Here is a 16,765-nt window from a genome sequence, read left to right on the forward strand (position 1 = left end):
GATCGAGGGCCGCACCCACGGGCAAAGGTTCCTATGCCTGCGCCCGGGCAGGGTCCGGGACCTCAGGCGAAGACGACCGTGCGGTCGCCCTCGACGATCACCCGGTCCTCCACCTGCCTGGTCACCGCCTGGACCAGCACCTGGCGCTCCACGTACCGGCCGGCCCCCCGCATGTCCCCGACGGTGGCGCGGTGGTGGTGATCTCACCGGCGCCGGGGCCGTCCTCAGCCCTGGGGCAGCCGGGCCCGGCGCCGGTCGGCGATGTCGAACAGATCGCCCCACTCCTCCACCCGCTCCAGGACCTCCTCGGTGCGGAAGCGCAGCGAACCCGGGTCCGCGCCGTCGCGGACGGCGTCGACCTCGTCCCAGCCGATGGGGGTGGAGACCGTGGCGTCCGGCCGGGCGCGCAGCGAGTACGGCGCCACCGTGGTCTTGGCGGTGTTGTTCTGGCTCCAGTCGACGAGGACCTTGCCGGGGCGCAGTGCCTTCTCCATCCGCCAGACCACCTGGTCCGGCGTCTCCGCGGTGAGCGCCTGGGCCAGCTTCTTGGCGTACCGGCTGGGATGGTCGCGGTCGCCGACGCGGATGGGGGCGTACACCTGCATCCCCTTCGACCCCGAGGTCTTGACCACCGGGTCCAGCCCGTCGTCGACCAGCCGCACGCGCAGCCGTTCGGCCAGGTGGCAGCACTCGGTGATGCCGGTGTGCGGGCCCGGGTCGAGGTCCAGCACCAGCAGGTCGGGCAGCGCCGGCTGCCGCGTGCTGCCCACCTGCCACTGCGGCACGTGCAGCTCCAGCGCCGCGAGGTTCGCCGCCCACGCGAGGTCCGCGACCGTCTCGAGGATCACCATCTCCAGCGTCTCCCGGCCCTTGGAGCTGCCAGGGCTCGGCACGGTGACCTTGCGGACCCACTCGGGCGCGTGTCGGGCGCTGTTCTTCTCGAAGAACGCCTGCCCCTCCACGCCGTCGGGCCACCGGGTGAAGGTCACCGGCCGGCCCGAGAGGTGCGGCAGGAGGACCGGTGCGATCCGCACGTAGTAGTCGATCACCTGGGCCTTGGTGAACGACACCTCCGGGAAGAGCACCTTGTCGAGGTTGGACACCTCCAGCTGCCGCCCGTCGACCCGCACCCGCTGTCTCACCGTGGCACCTGTGCCCGCGGAAGGCCCACTGCACGCCCCGGTCCGCTCACGGTTCCACCACCACGTCGGCGACGTCGACGTCGGCCCGCAGGCCACGCCACGACGGGTGCCGCAGCCGCCCCTCCGCCGTCCAGCCGGTGAAGGCCACCTCGCCGACCAGCTCCGGCTCCACCCAGTGCGCGTCCCGGGTGATCTCCCGCGGCAGCGCGCCGGCGAACGGACTGGTGCGCCGGGGACTGAGCACCGCCTGCAGGTCGCGCAGCGCCTGGTCGGTGAAGCCGGTGCCCACGTGCCCGGCGTAGACCAGGCGGCCGGCGTCGTCGTGCACCCCGAACAGCAGCGAGCCGATCGTGCCCGTCCGCCGCCCGGCGCCGGGGCGCCACCCGCCCACGACGACCGACTGCGCGCGGACGTTCTTGATCTTGCGCCAGTCGGGGCTGCGCGCCCCGGGCTGGTAGGGCGAGTCGAGCCGCTTGGCGACGACGCCCTCGAGCTCGTTCTCCCGACTGGCGGCCTGCACCCGCTCGCCCCCGCCGCGGAACCACGGAGTGGTCACCCAGCGGTGCCCGCCGGGCGTCAACCCGTCCAGCAGGGACCGCCGCTCCGCATAGGGCAGGCCGGTGAGGTCCCGGCCGCCGTGCGCGAGCAGGTCGAAGACGAGGTAGGTGACCGGGCGGGCCGCGGCGAGCCGGACGACCTCCGGCCCCGTCCGGTGCATGCGGTTCTGCAGCGCGCCGAAGTCGGGCCGCCCCGCCTCGTCCATCACCACGATCTCGCCGTCGACGACCGTGCCCGGATCGTCCACCCCCGGGGGCAGCGCGGCGAGCTCGGGATAGCGCACGGAGATGTCACCGCCCTTGCGGGACCGCAGCTCCAGCCGGCCGTCCCGCACAGCGGCGACCGCCCGGACGCCGTCCCACTTGAACTCGTAACCCCAGGCGGCGTCCCCGGCCGACGGGAGCTGCCCCGCGACCGCCAGCATGGGCAGCGGGACCTCGCCCGGGCCGGGGGCGACCACGTCAGGCGCTGCGGCGGGTCCGCTTGGCCGGCGGCTTGTCGCCCGCGGCGGCCTTCTTCGCCGGAGCCGCGGTCTTCTTCGCCGCCGGGGCCTTCCTCGCCGCGGCCTTCTTCGCCACAGGGGCGTCGTCGGCGGCGGCGGCCGGTGGCTTCTTCGCGGCGGCCTTCTTCGCCGGGGTCGCCTTCCTGGCCGGCGCGGCGGGGGCCTCCTCGCCGCCGCGGGCGCGCTCGACGCTGCGGCGCAGCGCGCTCATCAGGTCCACCACCGCGGCACCGCTGTCGGCGACCTCGGGCACCGGCTGCACCTCGCCGCCGGTCGCCTTCGCCTCCAGCAGGGCAGCCATCGCCTCGCGGTAGTCGTCGGTGAACTCGGTCGGGTCGAAGTTCCCCGACATGGAGGAGATCAGCGCCTCGGCCATCTGCAGCTCCTGCGGCCGGACGGCGACGTCCTCGTCCAGGAAGGCGAAGTCGGGGCGCCGGATCTCGTCGGGCCAGCGCATCGTGTGCAGCACCAGCACGCCCTCACGGACGCGCAGGGCGGCCAGCGACTCCCGCTGCCGGATGGCGATCTTGGTGATGGCCACCTGGCCGGCGTTCTCCAGGGCGTCGCGCAGCAGCACGTAGGGGCGCGTCGCCGGGCCGTCGGGCTCCAGGTAGTAGGTCTTCTCGAAGTGGATCGGGTCGATCTGCTCCTGGTCGACGAACTCCAGGACCTCGATCTCGCGCCGGGAGGAGAGCGGCAGTTCCTCGAAGTCGGTGTCCGTGAGGATGACCAGCTGGCCGTCGGGCAGCTCGTAGCCCTTGGCGATGTCGCCGTACTCGACCTCGTCACCGTCGATCGAGCAGACCCGCTTGTACTTCACCCGCCCACCGTCGGTGGCGTGCACCTGGTGGAAGCGGATGTCGTGGTCCTCGGTGGCCGAGTAGAGCTTCACCCCGATGCTGACCAGGCCGAACGACACGGCGCCGCGCCAGATCGAACGCATGCCGCTCCTCCCTCGCACCCGGTGGACCCGGGGACTCCCGGGTCAAGATCGCAGAATAGGTCCGGACCGGCGCGTGCGGCACTCCGAACGGCGCGCCACCGCTCCCTCTTCCGGAGGACAGGCGCCCGCCGGCCCCGGAGTCAGGACTGCTCGTCCTCCTGGCTCTGCGCGGGAGCCAGCGCCCCGTTCTGGATCGAGTCGTAGACGAACTGCAGGACGTCTGAGCCGGCGACCGTGGTCATGGTGAGGGCGGCGAGGCGGGTCGCCCGCGGAGCGGAGACGTAACCGAAGACGAACGCCGTGCCCACCCACTGCGCCAGGCAGAACGGGCAGGTGAGCAGCTCGCCGACGGTGTGCTTCACCCCGCCGTGCTCCCGCACCTCCTCCTCGAGCTCCGCGGGGCCCGAGGCGCCCTGGAAAGCGGTGAACGGCGCCCGGATCGGGGCGGTCACCGGGTCCTTGGCCAGCCGGCGGGCGAGCCGGAAGGTCGCGATGGTGAGCAGGGCGGCGTCGCCGAAGGGGATGCGGTCGGGCAGCTGGCGACCCGACGCGCGCACCGCCACCACACCGGCCACCACCAGGCCCGAGTACACGCCCATCGCACCGAGGGAGCCGCCCAGCGGGCGCGCCTCTCCCTGGGTGTACTCGCGCTTCTGGATCCGCGCCCACCGGAAGAGCGGTGCCCCGACCCGCTGGACCTCGTCTGCGATCGCCATCGTCCCCGGCTACCCCGCCGCGGGCCGGCCATGCGGTGCGCACCGGGGAGTGTGCCACTGCACACCGGCGCATGGCGGCGCACGACCCGGGTAGGGCGATGGTCCGACGCCGGTCGCGGAACCGGCTCCGGCGCCCGGCGACGGACGCCACGAGAACGACGCGCGCACGCCGCGCAGAGACGGAGGCACCGCATGACGCAGCCCGAGGGCCAGACCGCGCGCGACATCTTTCCCGAGGACGAGGGCATCCCCGAGGTGTCGCAGGACGACTCGCCCACCATGGAGCGGGCGGAGGACCCCCAGTTCGAGCCGCTCCCTGGCGAGCGGGCCGGCGCCACCACCGACTTCGGCACCACGGCGTTCGAGCAGTCCGAGGGCGAACCCCTCTCCGGCCGGCTCGACCGCGAGGTCCCCGACGACACACCGGATGTCCGCCCCGCCGAGGACCCGAACCGGGCCGGCGCCCAGCTCGAGCAGGACACCTCCACCACGCCCGACAGCGACTCGGGCACCAACCGCACGGCCGACGACGTCGAGGCCACCGCCGACGTCCCGGTCGGTGGCGAAGGTCCCGAAGAGGGGGCCGTGCACATCACCGACGGCTGACCGCGCACCGCTTCCGCCCCGCCGGCCCACCCCCCGCCGACACCCGCACGGGTGTGTCCCGGGGGGTGGGTTGGCGCGCGCGCGGTCGGTTGTCTACGTTGGGTCAGCGGTTGAGCAGCAAGCCGCCCGTGCCGGACCGGTGGTCCGACACGCACCCCGTTCGACACCGGCGGGACGGGACGTCGAGTCCCCGACCGCACCAGCGGTAGATTGTCCGGGCGGCCCGCCGTCCGGGTGCCGCCGAGAGGAGCCACTGTCCGTGACCACTTCCGACCTGCCCGCCGAGGGGCAGCCCGACGTGTCGACCGAGGGCACCGAGGCCCCCTTCGACGACGTGATCACGCTCTCGACCTCCACCGACGAGGACGGCACGGTCACGGTCACGGTCGTCGGCGAGGTGGACACGTTCACTGCCCCGGTGCTCCGTTCCACGCTGGACAGCCAGCTCGAGGCGCAGCCGCGTGAGCTCGTGATCGACCTCTCCGGCGTCCAGTTCCTGGGCTCCGCCGGGCTCGCCGTGCTCGTCGAGACCCAGAAGTCGGCCCGCAGCCGCGAGGTCGCGCTGCGGCTGATCGCCACCACCCGTGCCGTCACCCGGCCGCTCGAGGTCACCGGCCTCATCGACCTGTTCACGATCGCCGACAGCCCGGCGCGCTGAGCGACGCCGGGTCCGTCCCGGCAATCGACGAAGGCCCCCGCCGGATCACCGGCCGGGGCCTTCGTCGCGTTCAGGCCGACAGCAGCTGGCAGACCACCTGCTCGAGCACCTTCTGGGTGTCCCGGTCGGCTTCCGCGTCGTCGGCCGCCTGCAGCGCCTGCGCCACGGTCTCACCGTGCTCGAACCGGTCGACCACGCGCGGGTCGACGTAGCTGGCCCTGCAGACCGCCGGCGTGTTGCCCAGCTGCTCCGACACGGCCTTGTACGCCGCGCTGATGACCTTCTTGCGCGCCGTCTTCGTCGCCGGCGGCGGCACCTCGGCCAAGGTGGCGGCCATCATCACCGTGGCGTTCCAGGTGCGGAAGTCCTTGGCCGTGATCTCTGCGCCGCTGATCTCCTTGAGGTAGGAGTTGATCTCGGCGCTGGTCACATCGTGCCACTCGCCGTCGTCGGTCTGGTACGCGAGCAGCTCCTCCCCGACTCCGGCCGGGCGCTCCAGCAGTTGGCGGACCACGGTGGCCGTGGGCCGGTCGGTGATCTCGACCTCGCGCTCGATGCCGCCCTTCGCGGTGTAGGAGTAGAAGGTCCGCTCGCCACGGACCGAGACGTGCGCCCGTTCAAGGGTCGCCAGCCCGTAGGTCCCGTTCTCCTCCACGTACTGCTCGCTGCCCACCCGGAAGGCGCCGAGGTCGAGCAGCCGGACCGCCGCGGCCAGCACCCGCTCCCGGTTGAGCCCACGCGTCCGCAGGGCAGCGACCACCGCGTCGCGGACGTCGGGCAGCTGCTGGGCGATCTCCAGGACCCGCTCGTGCTTCTCCGCGTCGCGCCGGGCGCGCCAGGCGTCGTGGTACCGGTACTGCCGCCGTCCGGCGGCGTCGACCCCCGTGGCCTGGATGTGGCCGTTGGGCCAGGGGCAGATCCAGACATCCTTCCAGGCCGGCGGGATGGCCAGCTCCCGGATCCGGTCGAGACGGTCGTCCTTGAGGAGCGCGCCGTCGGTGTCGTAGTAGGCGAAACCGCGCCCGGCCCGCCGGCGTCGGTACCCGGGGCCGTGCACGTCGCTACGCCGCAGTCTCACGGGCGGTGGGTGTGCACCGGAACCGTTCCGCAAACGCACCCGGCACAGCGTCACACCTCAGCGGAGGTCGACCAGACCGTCGAGCCCGCTGATCTCCAGGACGTGGCGGGTGACGCCGCCCTCGGGTGCGCGCACCACCAGCCGCCAGGTCTCGTCCCGCGCGATGCGGGCCATCGCCAGGACCACCCGCACGGCGGCACTGCTGAACAGGCTCACCCCGGCGAGATCGAGCTCCATCGGGCTGGCGCCGCCGTGGCTCGCCTCCAGCATGCGGATCCGCAGCTGCTCGGCGGCCGTGGCGTCGACCGGTCCCCGGGCGCGCACGACCGGCCGCTCACCGTTCCGGTCGACCACGACGTCGGCGTTGTCGGGCAGGCGGCGCTGGTCGAGGTCCTCCTCCGGCGTGCGGCGGAGCCGGAAGCTCAACGTGACGGTGGTGCCGCCGTCCTCCTCCAGCGTGACGCCGTCGACGAGCTGACGCATGATCAGCAGGCCGCGACCTCGGTCACCCGGGTCGCGGTCCGGCGGTCGCCAGGTCCCGTCGTCGCGGACGGTCACGGTCAGGACGCCGTCGACGTCGACCTGCGCGACCACCGACATCGGCCCCGGCTCGCTGCCGCGGTAGGCGTGCTCGACGGCGTTCGCGCAGGCCTCCCCGACCGCCACCATGACGCCGACCCGGTCCTGCTCCCCCATGCCGAGCCCGGTGAGCCAGGCGTTGAGCCGGCGGCGCACCCCCGGCAGCGCCGAGGGGACCGCGAGCTGGTCCATCCGGAGCGACTCCTGCGCGGTGGCCCGGCGGTGGGCCACCAGGACGGCGACGTCATCGAGCCACCCGTGCGGCCGCTGCACCCCTTCGGCGATCGCTGCGGCGAGCCCGACGGCGGTCTCCACGTCGAGGGCCCCGGGCGCCTCCAGCACCTCCCGAGCGACCTGGCCGAGCCGGTCCAGCGCATCCGCGGGTGCGATGCCGGTGCCGGCGAGGGCGCCGTTGGAGAACAGGACGAGGGTGGCGCCCTGCGGCAGCGCCGCCTCGTGCACCGTGGCCTGGGCACCGGGGAGGCTGCCCAGCGGTGGCCGCGGGGTCACCGTGAGGAAGGACGTGCTCCCGTCGGGCAGCACCACCAGGGGCGCGGGATGCCCGGCCGCGCTGTATGCCAGCCGCCCGGAGGCGGCGTCCAGGACGCCGTAGAACACCGACGTGCCCTCGACGTCGTCCATCTGCGCGGCGAAGGCATCGAGCGCCGCGACCACGCCCGCCGGCTCGGAGTCGCGCAGCAACGTGGAGCGCATCGCCCCGCGCAGCCGGCTCATCGCGCCGGCCGCAGGCACCCCGTGCCCGACCGCGTCGCCCACCACGAGCGCGAGGCGCCCCTTGCCCAGGGAGACGGCGTCGTACCAGTCACCGCCGGCGACGGAGAGGTCGCTGGCCTGGTGGTAGCTGCCGGAGAGGCAGACGTCCGGCAGCATGGGCAGCGACGGCGGCAGCAGGGACAGCTGCGCCCGGTGCACGTCGTCGGTGGCCAGCGCCTCGACGATCACCAGTGCGCCGGCTCGTCCGTCCACCGTCATGGGGCGGGCCGTCACCGTCGCCAGCGGGCCGCCCTGCCCGAGGTTCCCGTGCGCGGCCTCCGCCTGGCCGCTGCGGAGGGCGGTGTCGACCAGGTCGGCCACCGGACGCCCGGAGACCTCCGGCAGCCCGTTGCGGCCCACCTCCAGCAGCCGTGCGCGGGCGTTCGCCCACAGCGGTTCCGCGACGTCGGCAACCAGGCAGAAGATCGCGTCCGGAGCGCTCTCGAGGGCCGCGAGCACGACTGCGGAACCCTCGTCCCGAGGGAGATCGGGGCCGGGTGGCAGACTGTCGGAACTGGCGCTCATCTCCGGCCAGGAAACAGCAGGGGCCCGGCGGGGGCAACCGCGCCCGGGCAGTGCGCACCCCGTGTGAACAGCCACGTTTCCGTGACTGTCCCGCAGGGGTACGCAGCATTCTTGTGCAGCAGCCGGGATGCCGGTCCGCCCCACCTGTGGCCGGGCCGCCCGGCGCGACGAACCGCCGCGACTCGAGGGCCGAGCGCGCCGGCAACGAAGGAGCGGACGACGGATGGTCGACTCGAGGGGCACCCTCGCGCAGGACGGACGACGCGCGGAGCGGCTGGAGCTGCGGGTCCCGACCACGCCGACCCAGCTGCCCGCGGTGCGGGCGATGGCCGGTGACCTGGCGATGCGCATGGACTACGACCTGGACGCGGTGGAGGATCTCCGCCTGGCCGTCGACGAGGCCTGCGCGACGCTGACGTCGATCGTCCTGGGAGACGCCCCCCTCACCGTGGTCTTCGAGATCACCCGGGCCGGGCTGCACATCGACGCCTGGGTGCCGACCGCGACCGGCACGGAGGTGCCGACCGACGGCTTCGGCTGGGCGATCCTCGCCGCGCTCGTGGATGCGGTCGACGGCCGCCGCTCCAGTCAGCGGGAGGTTCCCGGCGGGCACGACTCCGACGCGCCGGTCGCCATCATCTCCCTCGACAAGTACCTCCCTGGTCAACACCCGCCCGAGGTGGGCAGCGACTCGGGGCAGAGTCTCTCGGTGGCCCGGTGACCCGGTCGGCTGCCACCGACTCCGTCGAGGAGGAGCCACTGGACGCCACCCACGAGGCGCCGACCGGCCCCTCGGACGAACCGGCCGTCGACCCGCCCGACACGTCGCCGGCGGCGCCCGCCGCCGAGGCGGAGGAGCCGACGGTCGTAGCGGGCGCACCGGTGGTGGAGCCCGACGCGCCCCCGCTGTCGGAGAACCGGAAGCGGGCCGAGCGCACCGCACCGCTGTTCGCGGAGCTCGCGTCGCTGGAGAAGGACGACCCGCGCCGCGAGCGGCTGCGGGAGATCCTCGTAGAGGAGCACCTGCCCCTCGTCCGGCACTTCGCCCGCCGGTTCAGCAACCGCGGGGAACCGTTCGACGACCTGCTGCAGGTCGGCACCCTCGGCCTGATCGCCGCGATCGACCGTTTCGACCCGACCCGCGGGGTGGAGTTCCTCTCCTTCGCGGTGCCGACGATCACCGGTGAGATCAAGCGGCACTTCCGCGACCAGGGCTGGTCGGTCCGCGTGCCCCGCCGCCTGCAGGAGCTGCATCTCTCGCTGAACGCCGCCGTCGGCGAGCTGGCGCAGAAGAACGGTCGGGCCCCGACCCCGAGCGAGCTGGCCGAGCACCTCGGCATCCCCCGCGCGGAGGTGCTCGAGGGGCTCGCCGTGGCCAACGCCTACCGCAGCAGCTCGCTGGACGAGCGGCTCTCGGGCGACGACGACTCCCCCACCCTGGCGGCCACGCTGGGCGAGGAGGACGCCGCGCTGGAGGGCGTGGAGTACCGCGAGTCGCTGCAGCCGCTGCTGGCCACGATCCCGGCCCGGGAGCGCCGCATCCTGATCCTGCGGTTCTTCGGCAACATGACCCAGTCCCAGATCGCGGCCGACATCGGCATCTCGCAGATGCACGTCTCCCGGCTGCTGAGCCAGACGCTGGCCAAGCTGCGCGAGGGCCTGCTCAAGGACTGACCCCGGCATAGGAGGCTATGCATACGGTTTCGGCCGCCGATCCGTATGCATAGCCTCCTATGCCTGCTGCGCCACGCGTCCCCGGGCTACCGCTGTGCGTCGCCGTTCGCGTTGAACTGCTCCCGAACGACGGGGTCGGCCGCGGGCCCGCTGTCCCGCACGTCCTCGGTCACCTGGGACAGCGGCGGCGGGGTGGGGATGGCCGGCGCGGTGTCGGTGATGCTGGACAGCGCGATCTTCGCTTCGGGTTGGTCGGCCGCCCGGGGAAGCTGCGACTCGAACCAGCTGCTGGTGTCCAGGCCGCCGCCGTCCGGTGAGCCGGCACCGGAGGCGCCTTGGGACGGGTCGACGTCCATCCAGGACTTGCCGCCTTCCGCGCCCCCGAGGCTGGCCAGCCCCTCCAGCGCCTTGCTGAACTCGCTCGGGACGATCCACATCTTGTTGGCGTCGCCCTGCGCGATCTGCGGCAGCGTCTGCAGGTACTGGTAGGCCAGCAGCCCCTGGTCGGGCTTGCCGTCGTGGATGGCCTGGAAGACCGTCTCGATCGACTTCGCCTGGCCCTGGGCCTGCAGGTACAGCGCCGCGCGCTCACCCTCGGCACGCAGGATCCGGCTCTGCCGCTCGGCCTCCGCCTCGAGGATCACGGACTGCTTCTTGCCCTCCGCGGACAGGATCGCCGCAGCCTTCTCGCCCTCGGCCGACGTGATCGCCGCCTGCCGCTGACCCTCGGCGGTGAGGATGATGGCGCGCTTGTCGCGGTCGGCGCGCATCTGCTTCTCCATGGAGTCCTGGATGGACAGCGGCGGGTCGATCGCCTTGATCTCCACGCGGGCCACGCGCAGGCCCCAGGGGCCGGTCGTGCCGTCGAGCACGGAACGGAGCTGGCTGTTGATGCCGTCCCGGCCGGTCAGGGCGCCCTCGAGGTTCAGCCCGCCGACGACGTTGCGCAACGTCGTCGTCGTCAGCTGCTCCATGCCGGTGATGTAGTTGGCGATGCCGTACACCGCCAGCCGCGGGTCGGTCACCTGGAAGTAGACGACGGTGTCGATGCCGACCTGCAGGTTGTCGGCGGTGATGACCGGCTGTGGCGGGAAGGAGATGACCTGCTCGCGCAGGTCGATCGTCGCGCGCACCCGGTCGATGAACGGGACCAGGATCGAGAGGCCCGGCGAGAGCGTCCGGCTGTACCGGCCCAGCCGCTCGACGACCTTCGCCTGGGCCTGCGGAACGATGGTCACGCTCTTGGCGATCACGACGATCACCAGCAGGGCGACGACGATCAGTGCGATGAGTGCCGCGTCCACGGCGGGCTCCCTTCCTCGGGGGTCACCGGTGATCCTGCCCCGCCGGGTCCGCCGGGGTCATCACCCCTGTGGATCGATCACTCCAGCGCGTCGCCGACGACGGCGGTGGCGCCGTCCACCTGGAGGATGCGCACCGTCTCGCCGACCGCGAAGAACTCCCCGCCGTGCTGGCTGCGGGCGCTCCACTCGTCGGCGCCCAACCGGATGCGGCCACCCGACGAGTCGACGTCCGTGGACACCTTCGCCGTCTTCCCGATGAGCGTGTCGACGCCGTCGAGCTGGAGGGGCGTCCGGTTGGTCAGGTGCTTGGTGGCGATGGGCCGGACGAGGGCGAGCAGCACGCCGGAGACGACGATGAACGTGACGATCTGCAGGATGGCCGCCCCGCCCAGCAGGGCGACGGTCATGCCACCGAGCGCACCGCCGGCCAGCATGAGCAGCATCAGATCGAGGGTCATCACCTCACCGACGGCGAGCAGTCCCGCGCCGATCAGCCACAGCAACCAGGCAGCCATGTCCGGAGTCTGGCAGAGGGAGCGCCTCGGAGGGCTGCCGCGGCCCGACGTAGCCTCGATCGGTGCACGACTTCCCCGCCGGCCGGCTCGCCGTGTGGGCCACCGCCTGGCTCACCGGACGCACCTCCTACGACGAGGCCCTCCACGCCGTCACCGGGAACGCCGCCCACCGGGTGAGCGGGCTGCCGGGCACCGACGGCGCGGTTCCCCTCGGCGAGGCGCTCAGCGCCCTGCGCGGGCTGGGCGAGACCCGGTTGCGCCTGGTGCTCCCCGCCCCCGGCGACGTCCGCGGCCTCCCGGCGGTTCCGGGCCTGGCGCCGCTGGCCGTGGAGGCCGGTCAGGCCGCCGTCGGAGACCGGGTGGTCCTGGTGCCCGAGCCGCTCGGGCAGGGGGTCCTGCAGTGGACGGCGTTCCCGATCGACGGCGTCGCCCCGCCCCCTCCCCCGGCCGAGGGGACGCTGCGCGCCTCGTCCGGCGCGCTGGACCTGGCGATCACCGACTCCGCCCGCACCCTGGCCGAGCTCGACCTGGCCCGCTGGCACCCGGAGGTACCGGAGCTGCTGGCCGGCCTCGCCCGCCCGAAGCCGGCCCCGGGCCTGCCGGACGACCACGAGCCGCTCGCGCTGTCGATCCTCGGCCGGGCGCTGCGGGTGGCCGCCGTCCTGGACCTGGCGATGGCCGATGCCCCGGGAGCGGCGGTCAACCACGCCCAGGCCGCACGCCGGGACGCCGCGCTGCGGCCGCTCACCGCCGCCGTCCGCGAGGCGGTGACCGCCGCGTACAACGCGGTGCCGCGCTGAGCGACCCGACCCCCGTTATGCATGGTCATGCATCGTCGTGAATACTTGTGCTCGTGTCCAAGGTGCTCACCTCCCTCCCGGTCGGCGAACGCGTCGGCATCGCGTTCTCCGGCGGTCTCGACACGTCGGTGGCGGTTGCGTGGATGCGCGACAAGGGGGCGGTTCCCTGCACGTACACCGCGGACATCGGGCAGTACGACGAACCCGACATCGCCTCGGTCCCCGGCCGGGCCACCGCCTACGGCGCCGAGCTCGCCCGCCTCGTGGACTGCCGGGCCGCACTCATCGAGGAGGGGCTCGCGGCGCTGACCTGCGGCGCGTTCCACATCCGGTCGGGTGGCCGCAGCTACTTCAACACCACGCCGCTCGGCCGAGCCGTCACCGGCACCCTGCTGGTGCGGGCCATGCTCGAGGACGACGTCCAGATCTGGGGCGACGGCTCCACCTACAAGGGCAACGACATCGAGCGGTTCTACCGGTACGGCCTGCTGGCCAACCCGGGACTGCGAATCTACAAGCCGTGGCTGGACGCCGACTTCGTCACCGAGCTGGGCGGCCGCAAGGAGATGTCCGAGTGGCTGGTCGCGCACGGCCTGCCCTACCGCGACAGCGCCGAGAAAGCGTACTCCACCGACGCCAACATCTGGGGCGCCACCCACGAGGCCAAGACGCTCGAGCACCTCGACACCGGCATCGAGACCGTGGAGCCCATCATGGGCGTGCGCTTCTGGGACCCGGAGGTATCGATCGCGCCGGAGACCGTGACGATCGGCTTCGCGCAGGGCCGCCCCGTGACCATCGACGGCCGCGAGTTCGACTCCGCCGTCGACCTGGTGAACGAGGCCAACGCCATCGGCGGCCGGCACGGCCTGGGCATGTCCGACCAGATCGAGAACCGGATCATCGAGGCCAAGAGCCGCGGCATCTACGAGGCGCCGGGCATGGCCCTGCTGCACGTGGCCTACGAGCGGCTGGTCAACGCCATCCACAACGAGGACACGCTGGCCACCTACCACAGCGAGGGACGGCGTCTCGGCCGGCTGATGTACGAAGGCCGCTGGCTGGACCCCCAGGCGCTCATGCTGCGGGAGTCGCTGCAGCGCTGGGTCGGCATGGCCGTCACCGGCGAGGTGACGATACGGCTGCGGCGCGGGGAGGACTACTCGGTTCTCGACACCTCCGGCCCCTCGTTCAGCTACCACCCGGACAAGCTGTCGATGGAGCGCACGCAGGACTCCGCGTTCGGCCCGGTGGACCGGATCGGCCAGCTCACCATGCGCAACCTCGACATCGCCGACTCCCGCGCCCGGCTCGAGCTGTACGCGCGGATCGGCATGGTCGGGGGCTCCGCCGGCCACGCGGCGATCGGCGCCGCGCAGGCGGCGTCCACCGGCCTCATCGACGCCTCCGAGCAGGGCGGCGCCGAGGCCATCGCCTCCCGTGGCACGGTCTCCAGGCACGACGAGCTGCTCGACCGCGCGGCGATGGAGTCCGGCACGGACTGAGCCCAAAAAGTGCCGGCGCGACCGCAGCGGCGCTGAGGAGCCCCGCTGTACCGGTCGCGCCGAGTGGGGCCCGGAGGGTTCCGCGCAGGCGCGACGCAGCGGCTCAGCTCAGCTGGGGACGGCCGTTGGCCGCGGTGTCGGCCGGAGACCGACGATGTGATTGCACGAAGCAGCAGGACGCCGGGCAGTCCGTCCCCAGGCGGGGCAGGCCACCGGCCCGGCGCTCCTCCAACAGGCCCCGCATGGACTCGACGAACGCCGGATGCGTGCCCGCGGTGGCGGCGCGGGCGAAGGCCAGGCCGACCTCCTCGGCGGTCTGCTTCGCCTCGTTGTCGAGGTCCCAGATCACCTCCAGATGATCGCTGACGAAGCCCACCGGAAAGAGGACGACCGCGGTCTCGCCGGCCTGGGCGAGCACGCGCAGGTGGTCGTTGACGTCGGGCTCGAGCCACGGCACCGACGGCGGCCCGCTGCGGCTCTGCCACACCAGGTCGAACGGCCGGTCGGGAGCGACCTGGGCCACCACCCGTTCGGCGGCGGCCATCAGCTCCGCCTCGTAGGCGTGCCCGTCCGGTCCGGCGACCGCGGCCATGGTGTCCGGGATGCTGTGCGCCGTCGCGACCAGCCGGGCGCCGTCGCGGAGCTCGGCGGGCAGCGTGGCCAGGGCGGCGGCCAGCGCGTCGGCGTTGGCCTGCACGAAGCCCGGCGTGTCGTAGTAGTGCGGCAGCTTCTCCGCCGTCGGGCCACCTGGGCGGGCTGGGGAGGCCGTCGCGACCCGGGCCCGGGCGATGTCCTCGTGGTACTGCCGGCAGCCGGAGAAGGAGGCGTAGGCCGAGGTCGCCAGGACGTACACGTGCTCGATGCCGTCCTCGGCCATCCGCGCCCAGGTGTCCTCGACGTAGGGCGCCCAGTTCCGGTTCCCCCAGTACACCGGCAGGTCGCTGCCGGCGGCGGAGAGCTCCTTCTCGAGCGCCGCGATCAGCGCCTTGTTCTGGTCGTTGATCGGGCTGACCCCGCCGAAGTGGTGGTAGTGCTCGGCCACCTCCTCCAGCCGCTCCCGGGGGATGCCACGGCCGCGGGTGACGTTCTCCAGGAACGGCATGACGTCGTCGTGGCCCTCGGGACCGCCGAAGGACAGCAGCAGCAGCGCCTCACGGCGCCCGGCCGGGGCCGGCTCGGTGGACGGCGGCGCACCGCCGTTGTTGCGGACGGCGAGCGAGGGGTCCTCGTCGGGTCGCTGTCCCTCGGGCGTGATGTCGACGGTTGCGCGTGGCACAGCTGTTCTTCTCTCTCCGGACGTACGAAGGATGCACTCACAGCCCACGGCGTGGCTCTGCGACCTCACACGCCTACGGCGTGGAAGCCCCCGTCGACGTGCACGATCTCTCCGGTGGTCGCCGGGAACCAGTCCGAGAGCAGGGCGACGACGGCCTTGCCGGCGGGCTCGGTGTCGGTGACCGACCAGCCGAGCGGGGCGCGGCCCTCCCAGGCCTCCTCGAACTGCTTGCTGCCGGGGATGGACTTCATGGCCATGCTGCGCAGCGGGCCGGCGGCGACGATGTTGGACCGCACGCCGTCCGGCCCGAGCTCGCGGGCCACGTAGCGGGACGTGGACTCCAGCGCCGCCTTCGCCGCACCCATCCAGCCGTAGACCGGCCAGGCCACGGAGGCGTCGAAGGTCAGCCCGACCACCGAGGACGGGTTCGCCAGCAGCGGACGGCAGGCCTGCGTGAGCGAGGCGTACGACCACGCCGACACCTGGAAGGCCGTCGCGGCGTGCTCCCAGGCGACCTCCGGGAAGCCCTCGCCCATGGCCTCCTGCGGTGCGAAGCCGATGGAGTGGACGACGCCGTCGAGGCGGTCGAAGCCCTGCTCGCGCAGCCGGTCGGCCAGCGTCGCCAGGTGCTCGGTGTTCGTGACGTCGAGCTCGACGACGGCGGTCTCCTGCGGCAGCCGCTTGGCGATCCGCTGGCACAGCGAGAGGGCGCGGCCGAAGTTGGAGAGCACGAGGGTGGCGCCCTGCTCCTGGGCCAGCCGTGCCGTCGCGAAGGCGATCGACGCCTCGGTCAGCACGCCCGTCACGAGGACCTTCTTGCCCTCCAGAATGCCGCCGCTCATCAGTGCCCCATCCCCAGTCCGCCGTCGACCGGGACGACCGCCCCGGTGATGTAGCCGGCCGCGTCGCTGGCCAGGAAGCGAGCGACGCCGGCGATCTCCTCCGCCGAGGCGTACCGCCCCAGCGGCACCTGCCCCAGGATCTCCTTCTGCCGGGCCTCCGGCAGCTCCGCGGTCATGTCCGTGGTCACGAACCCGGGCGCCACCACGTTCGCGGTGATGTTCCGGCTGCCCAGCTCGCGCGCGATCGACCGCGCCAGGCCGACGAGCCCGGCCTTGCTCGCCGCGTAGTTCGTCTGGCCGGCCGAGCCCAGCAGACCGACGACCGAGGACACGAAGATCATCCGGCCGGAGCGGGCCCGCACCATCTTCGCGGTCGCACGCTTCGCCACCCGGTACGCGGCGGTGAGGTTGGCGTCGACGACGTCGGTGAAGTCCTCGTCCCTCATCCGCATCAAGAGCCCGTCGCGGGTGATCCCGGCGTTGCTGACCAGCACCTCGACCGGGCCGTGGTGCTCCTCGATCTCGCCGAACGCGCGGTCGACGTCGTCGGTGCTGGTGACGTCGCACTGCACGCCGAACAGCCCGTCGGGTGCGCCGCTGCCGCGGTGCGTCACCGCCACGGAGTCGCCCTGTTCCTGGAAGGCCCGGGCGATGGCCAGGCCGATCCCCCGGTTACCGCCGGTCACCAGCACCGACCTACCCACGCGCCACTCCCCTGCCGACGACCACTGTTCCCGTCGAACCTAACCCGTGGCCGCAGGTCACACC

General features: G+C 73.0%; 17 protein-coding genes. 6 read left to right on the plus strand and 11 right to left on the minus strand.

What is annotated here, in order from left to right:
* Window positions 1–224 precede the first annotated feature (224 nt).
* From ligD (BLASA_RS14075) to BLASA_RS14090, 4 genes are all read right to left on the minus strand, one after another.
* On the minus strand, window positions 225–1,142 hold the full coding sequence (gene ligD, locus BLASA_RS14075) for a non-homologous end-joining DNA ligase (RefSeq protein WP_041775775.1): 918 nt from the start codon (window positions 1,140–1,142) through the stop codon (window positions 225–227).
* Window positions 1,143–1,188: 46 nt separating this feature from the next.
* Window positions 1,189–2,160 carry a non-homologous end-joining DNA ligase gene (ligD, locus tag BLASA_RS14080; protein WP_014376848.1) on the minus strand — a complete coding sequence of 324 codons (972 nt, stop codon included), beginning with the start codon at window positions 2,158–2,160 and terminating at the stop codon, window positions 1,189–1,191.
* Between the two features lies 1 nt (window position 2,161).
* Window positions 2,162–3,145, minus strand: a complete 984-nt coding sequence (locus tag BLASA_RS14085) for a Ku protein (RefSeq protein ID WP_014376849.1) — start codon at window positions 3,143–3,145, stop codon at window positions 2,162–2,164.
* A gap of 140 nt (window positions 3,146–3,285) precedes the next feature.
* Entirely contained in the window at window positions 3,286–3,861 is a 576-nt protein-coding gene (locus tag BLASA_RS14090; RefSeq protein ID WP_014376850.1) for a DUF1360 domain-containing protein, read from the minus strand.
* Window positions 3,862–4,053: 192 nt separating this feature from the next.
* Between BLASA_RS14090 and BLASA_RS23550 the strand changes: the two genes are divergently transcribed.
* The gene (locus BLASA_RS23550) at window positions 4,054–4,467 is read left to right on the plus strand and encodes a hypothetical protein (protein WP_014376851.1); all 414 of its coding nucleotides are present in this window, start codon (window positions 4,054–4,056) and stop codon (window positions 4,465–4,467) included.
* Window positions 4,468–4,726: 259 nt separating this feature from the next.
* A complete protein-coding gene (locus BLASA_RS14100; protein WP_014376852.1) occupies window positions 4,727–5,125 on the plus strand; it encodes an STAS domain-containing protein in 399 nt (132 codons plus the stop codon).
* A gap of 70 nt (window positions 5,126–5,195) precedes the next feature.
* On the opposite strand, the gene BLASA_RS14105 is transcribed toward BLASA_RS14100, so the two are convergent.
* Entirely contained in the window at window positions 5,196–6,203 is a 1,008-nt protein-coding gene (locus BLASA_RS14105) for a DNA topoisomerase IB (protein WP_041775776.1), read from the minus strand.
* 57 nt (window positions 6,204–6,260) lie between these two features.
* Window positions 6,261–8,015: a SpoIIE family protein phosphatase gene (locus BLASA_RS14110; protein WP_014376854.1), complete on the minus strand. Its 1,755-nt coding sequence runs from the start codon at window positions 8,013–8,015 to the stop codon at window positions 6,261–6,263.
* A 289-nt stretch (window positions 8,016–8,304) separates the two neighbouring features.
* Between BLASA_RS14110 and BLASA_RS14115 the strand changes: the two genes are divergently transcribed.
* On the plus strand, window positions 8,305–8,802 hold the full coding sequence (locus tag BLASA_RS14115) for an ATP-binding protein (protein ID WP_014376855.1): 498 nt from the start codon (window positions 8,305–8,307) through the stop codon (window positions 8,800–8,802).
* Entirely contained in the window at window positions 8,799–9,755 is a 957-nt protein-coding gene (locus BLASA_RS14120; RefSeq protein WP_014376856.1) for an RNA polymerase sigma factor SigF, read from the plus strand. Before BLASA_RS14115 ends, BLASA_RS14120 begins: the two co-directional genes overlap by 4 nt.
* An 86-nt stretch (window positions 9,756–9,841) precedes the next feature.
* On the opposite strand, the gene BLASA_RS14125 is transcribed toward BLASA_RS14120, so the two are convergent.
* The gene (locus tag BLASA_RS14125) at window positions 9,842–11,059 is read right to left on the minus strand and encodes an SPFH domain-containing protein (RefSeq protein WP_014376857.1); all 1,218 of its coding nucleotides are present in this window, start codon (window positions 11,057–11,059) and stop codon (window positions 9,842–9,844) included.
* Between the two features lie 77 nt (window positions 11,060–11,136).
* On the minus strand, window positions 11,137–11,574 hold the full coding sequence (locus BLASA_RS14130; protein ID WP_014376858.1) for an NfeD family protein: 438 nt from the start codon (window positions 11,572–11,574) through the stop codon (window positions 11,137–11,139).
* Window positions 11,575–11,636: 62 nt separating this feature from the next.
* Between BLASA_RS14130 and BLASA_RS14135 the strand changes: the two genes are divergently transcribed.
* The gene (locus BLASA_RS14135; protein WP_014376859.1) at window positions 11,637–12,374 is read left to right on the plus strand and encodes a hypothetical protein; all 738 of its coding nucleotides are present in this window, start codon (window positions 11,637–11,639) and stop codon (window positions 12,372–12,374) included.
* Window positions 12,375–12,427: 53 nt separating this feature from the next.
* Window positions 12,428–13,879, plus strand: coding sequence for an argininosuccinate synthase (gene argG / locus BLASA_RS14140; protein WP_041776530.1), 1,452 nt, complete (start codon window positions 12,428–12,430; stop codon window positions 13,877–13,879).
* 103 nt (window positions 13,880–13,982) lie between these two features.
* Here argG and BLASA_RS14145 read toward each other — a convergent pair whose 3' ends face one another.
* From BLASA_RS14145 to fabG, 3 genes are all read right to left on the minus strand, one after another.
* On the minus strand, window positions 13,983–15,155 hold the full coding sequence (locus tag BLASA_RS14145; RefSeq protein WP_014376861.1) for a ferrochelatase: 1,173 nt from the start codon (window positions 15,153–15,155) through the stop codon (window positions 13,983–13,985).
* Window positions 15,156–15,220: 65 nt separating this feature from the next.
* On the minus strand, window positions 15,221–15,997 hold the full coding sequence (gene fabI / locus BLASA_RS14150; protein ID WP_014376862.1) for an enoyl-ACP reductase FabI: 777 nt from the start codon (window positions 15,995–15,997) through the stop codon (window positions 15,221–15,223).
* Window positions 15,997–16,701: a beta-ketoacyl-ACP reductase gene (gene fabG, locus BLASA_RS14155; RefSeq protein ID WP_041775777.1), complete on the minus strand. Its 705-nt coding sequence runs from the start codon at window positions 16,699–16,701 to the stop codon at window positions 15,997–15,999. The genes fabI and fabG overlap by 1 nt, the downstream gene beginning before the upstream one ends.
* Window positions 16,702–16,765: the final 64 nt, after the last annotated feature.

Source organism: Blastococcus saxobsidens DD2 (assembly GCF_000284015.1).
In the GTDB taxonomy this organism is placed as follows: domain Bacteria; phylum Actinomycetota; class Actinomycetes; order Mycobacteriales; family Geodermatophilaceae; genus Blastococcus; species Blastococcus saxobsidens_A.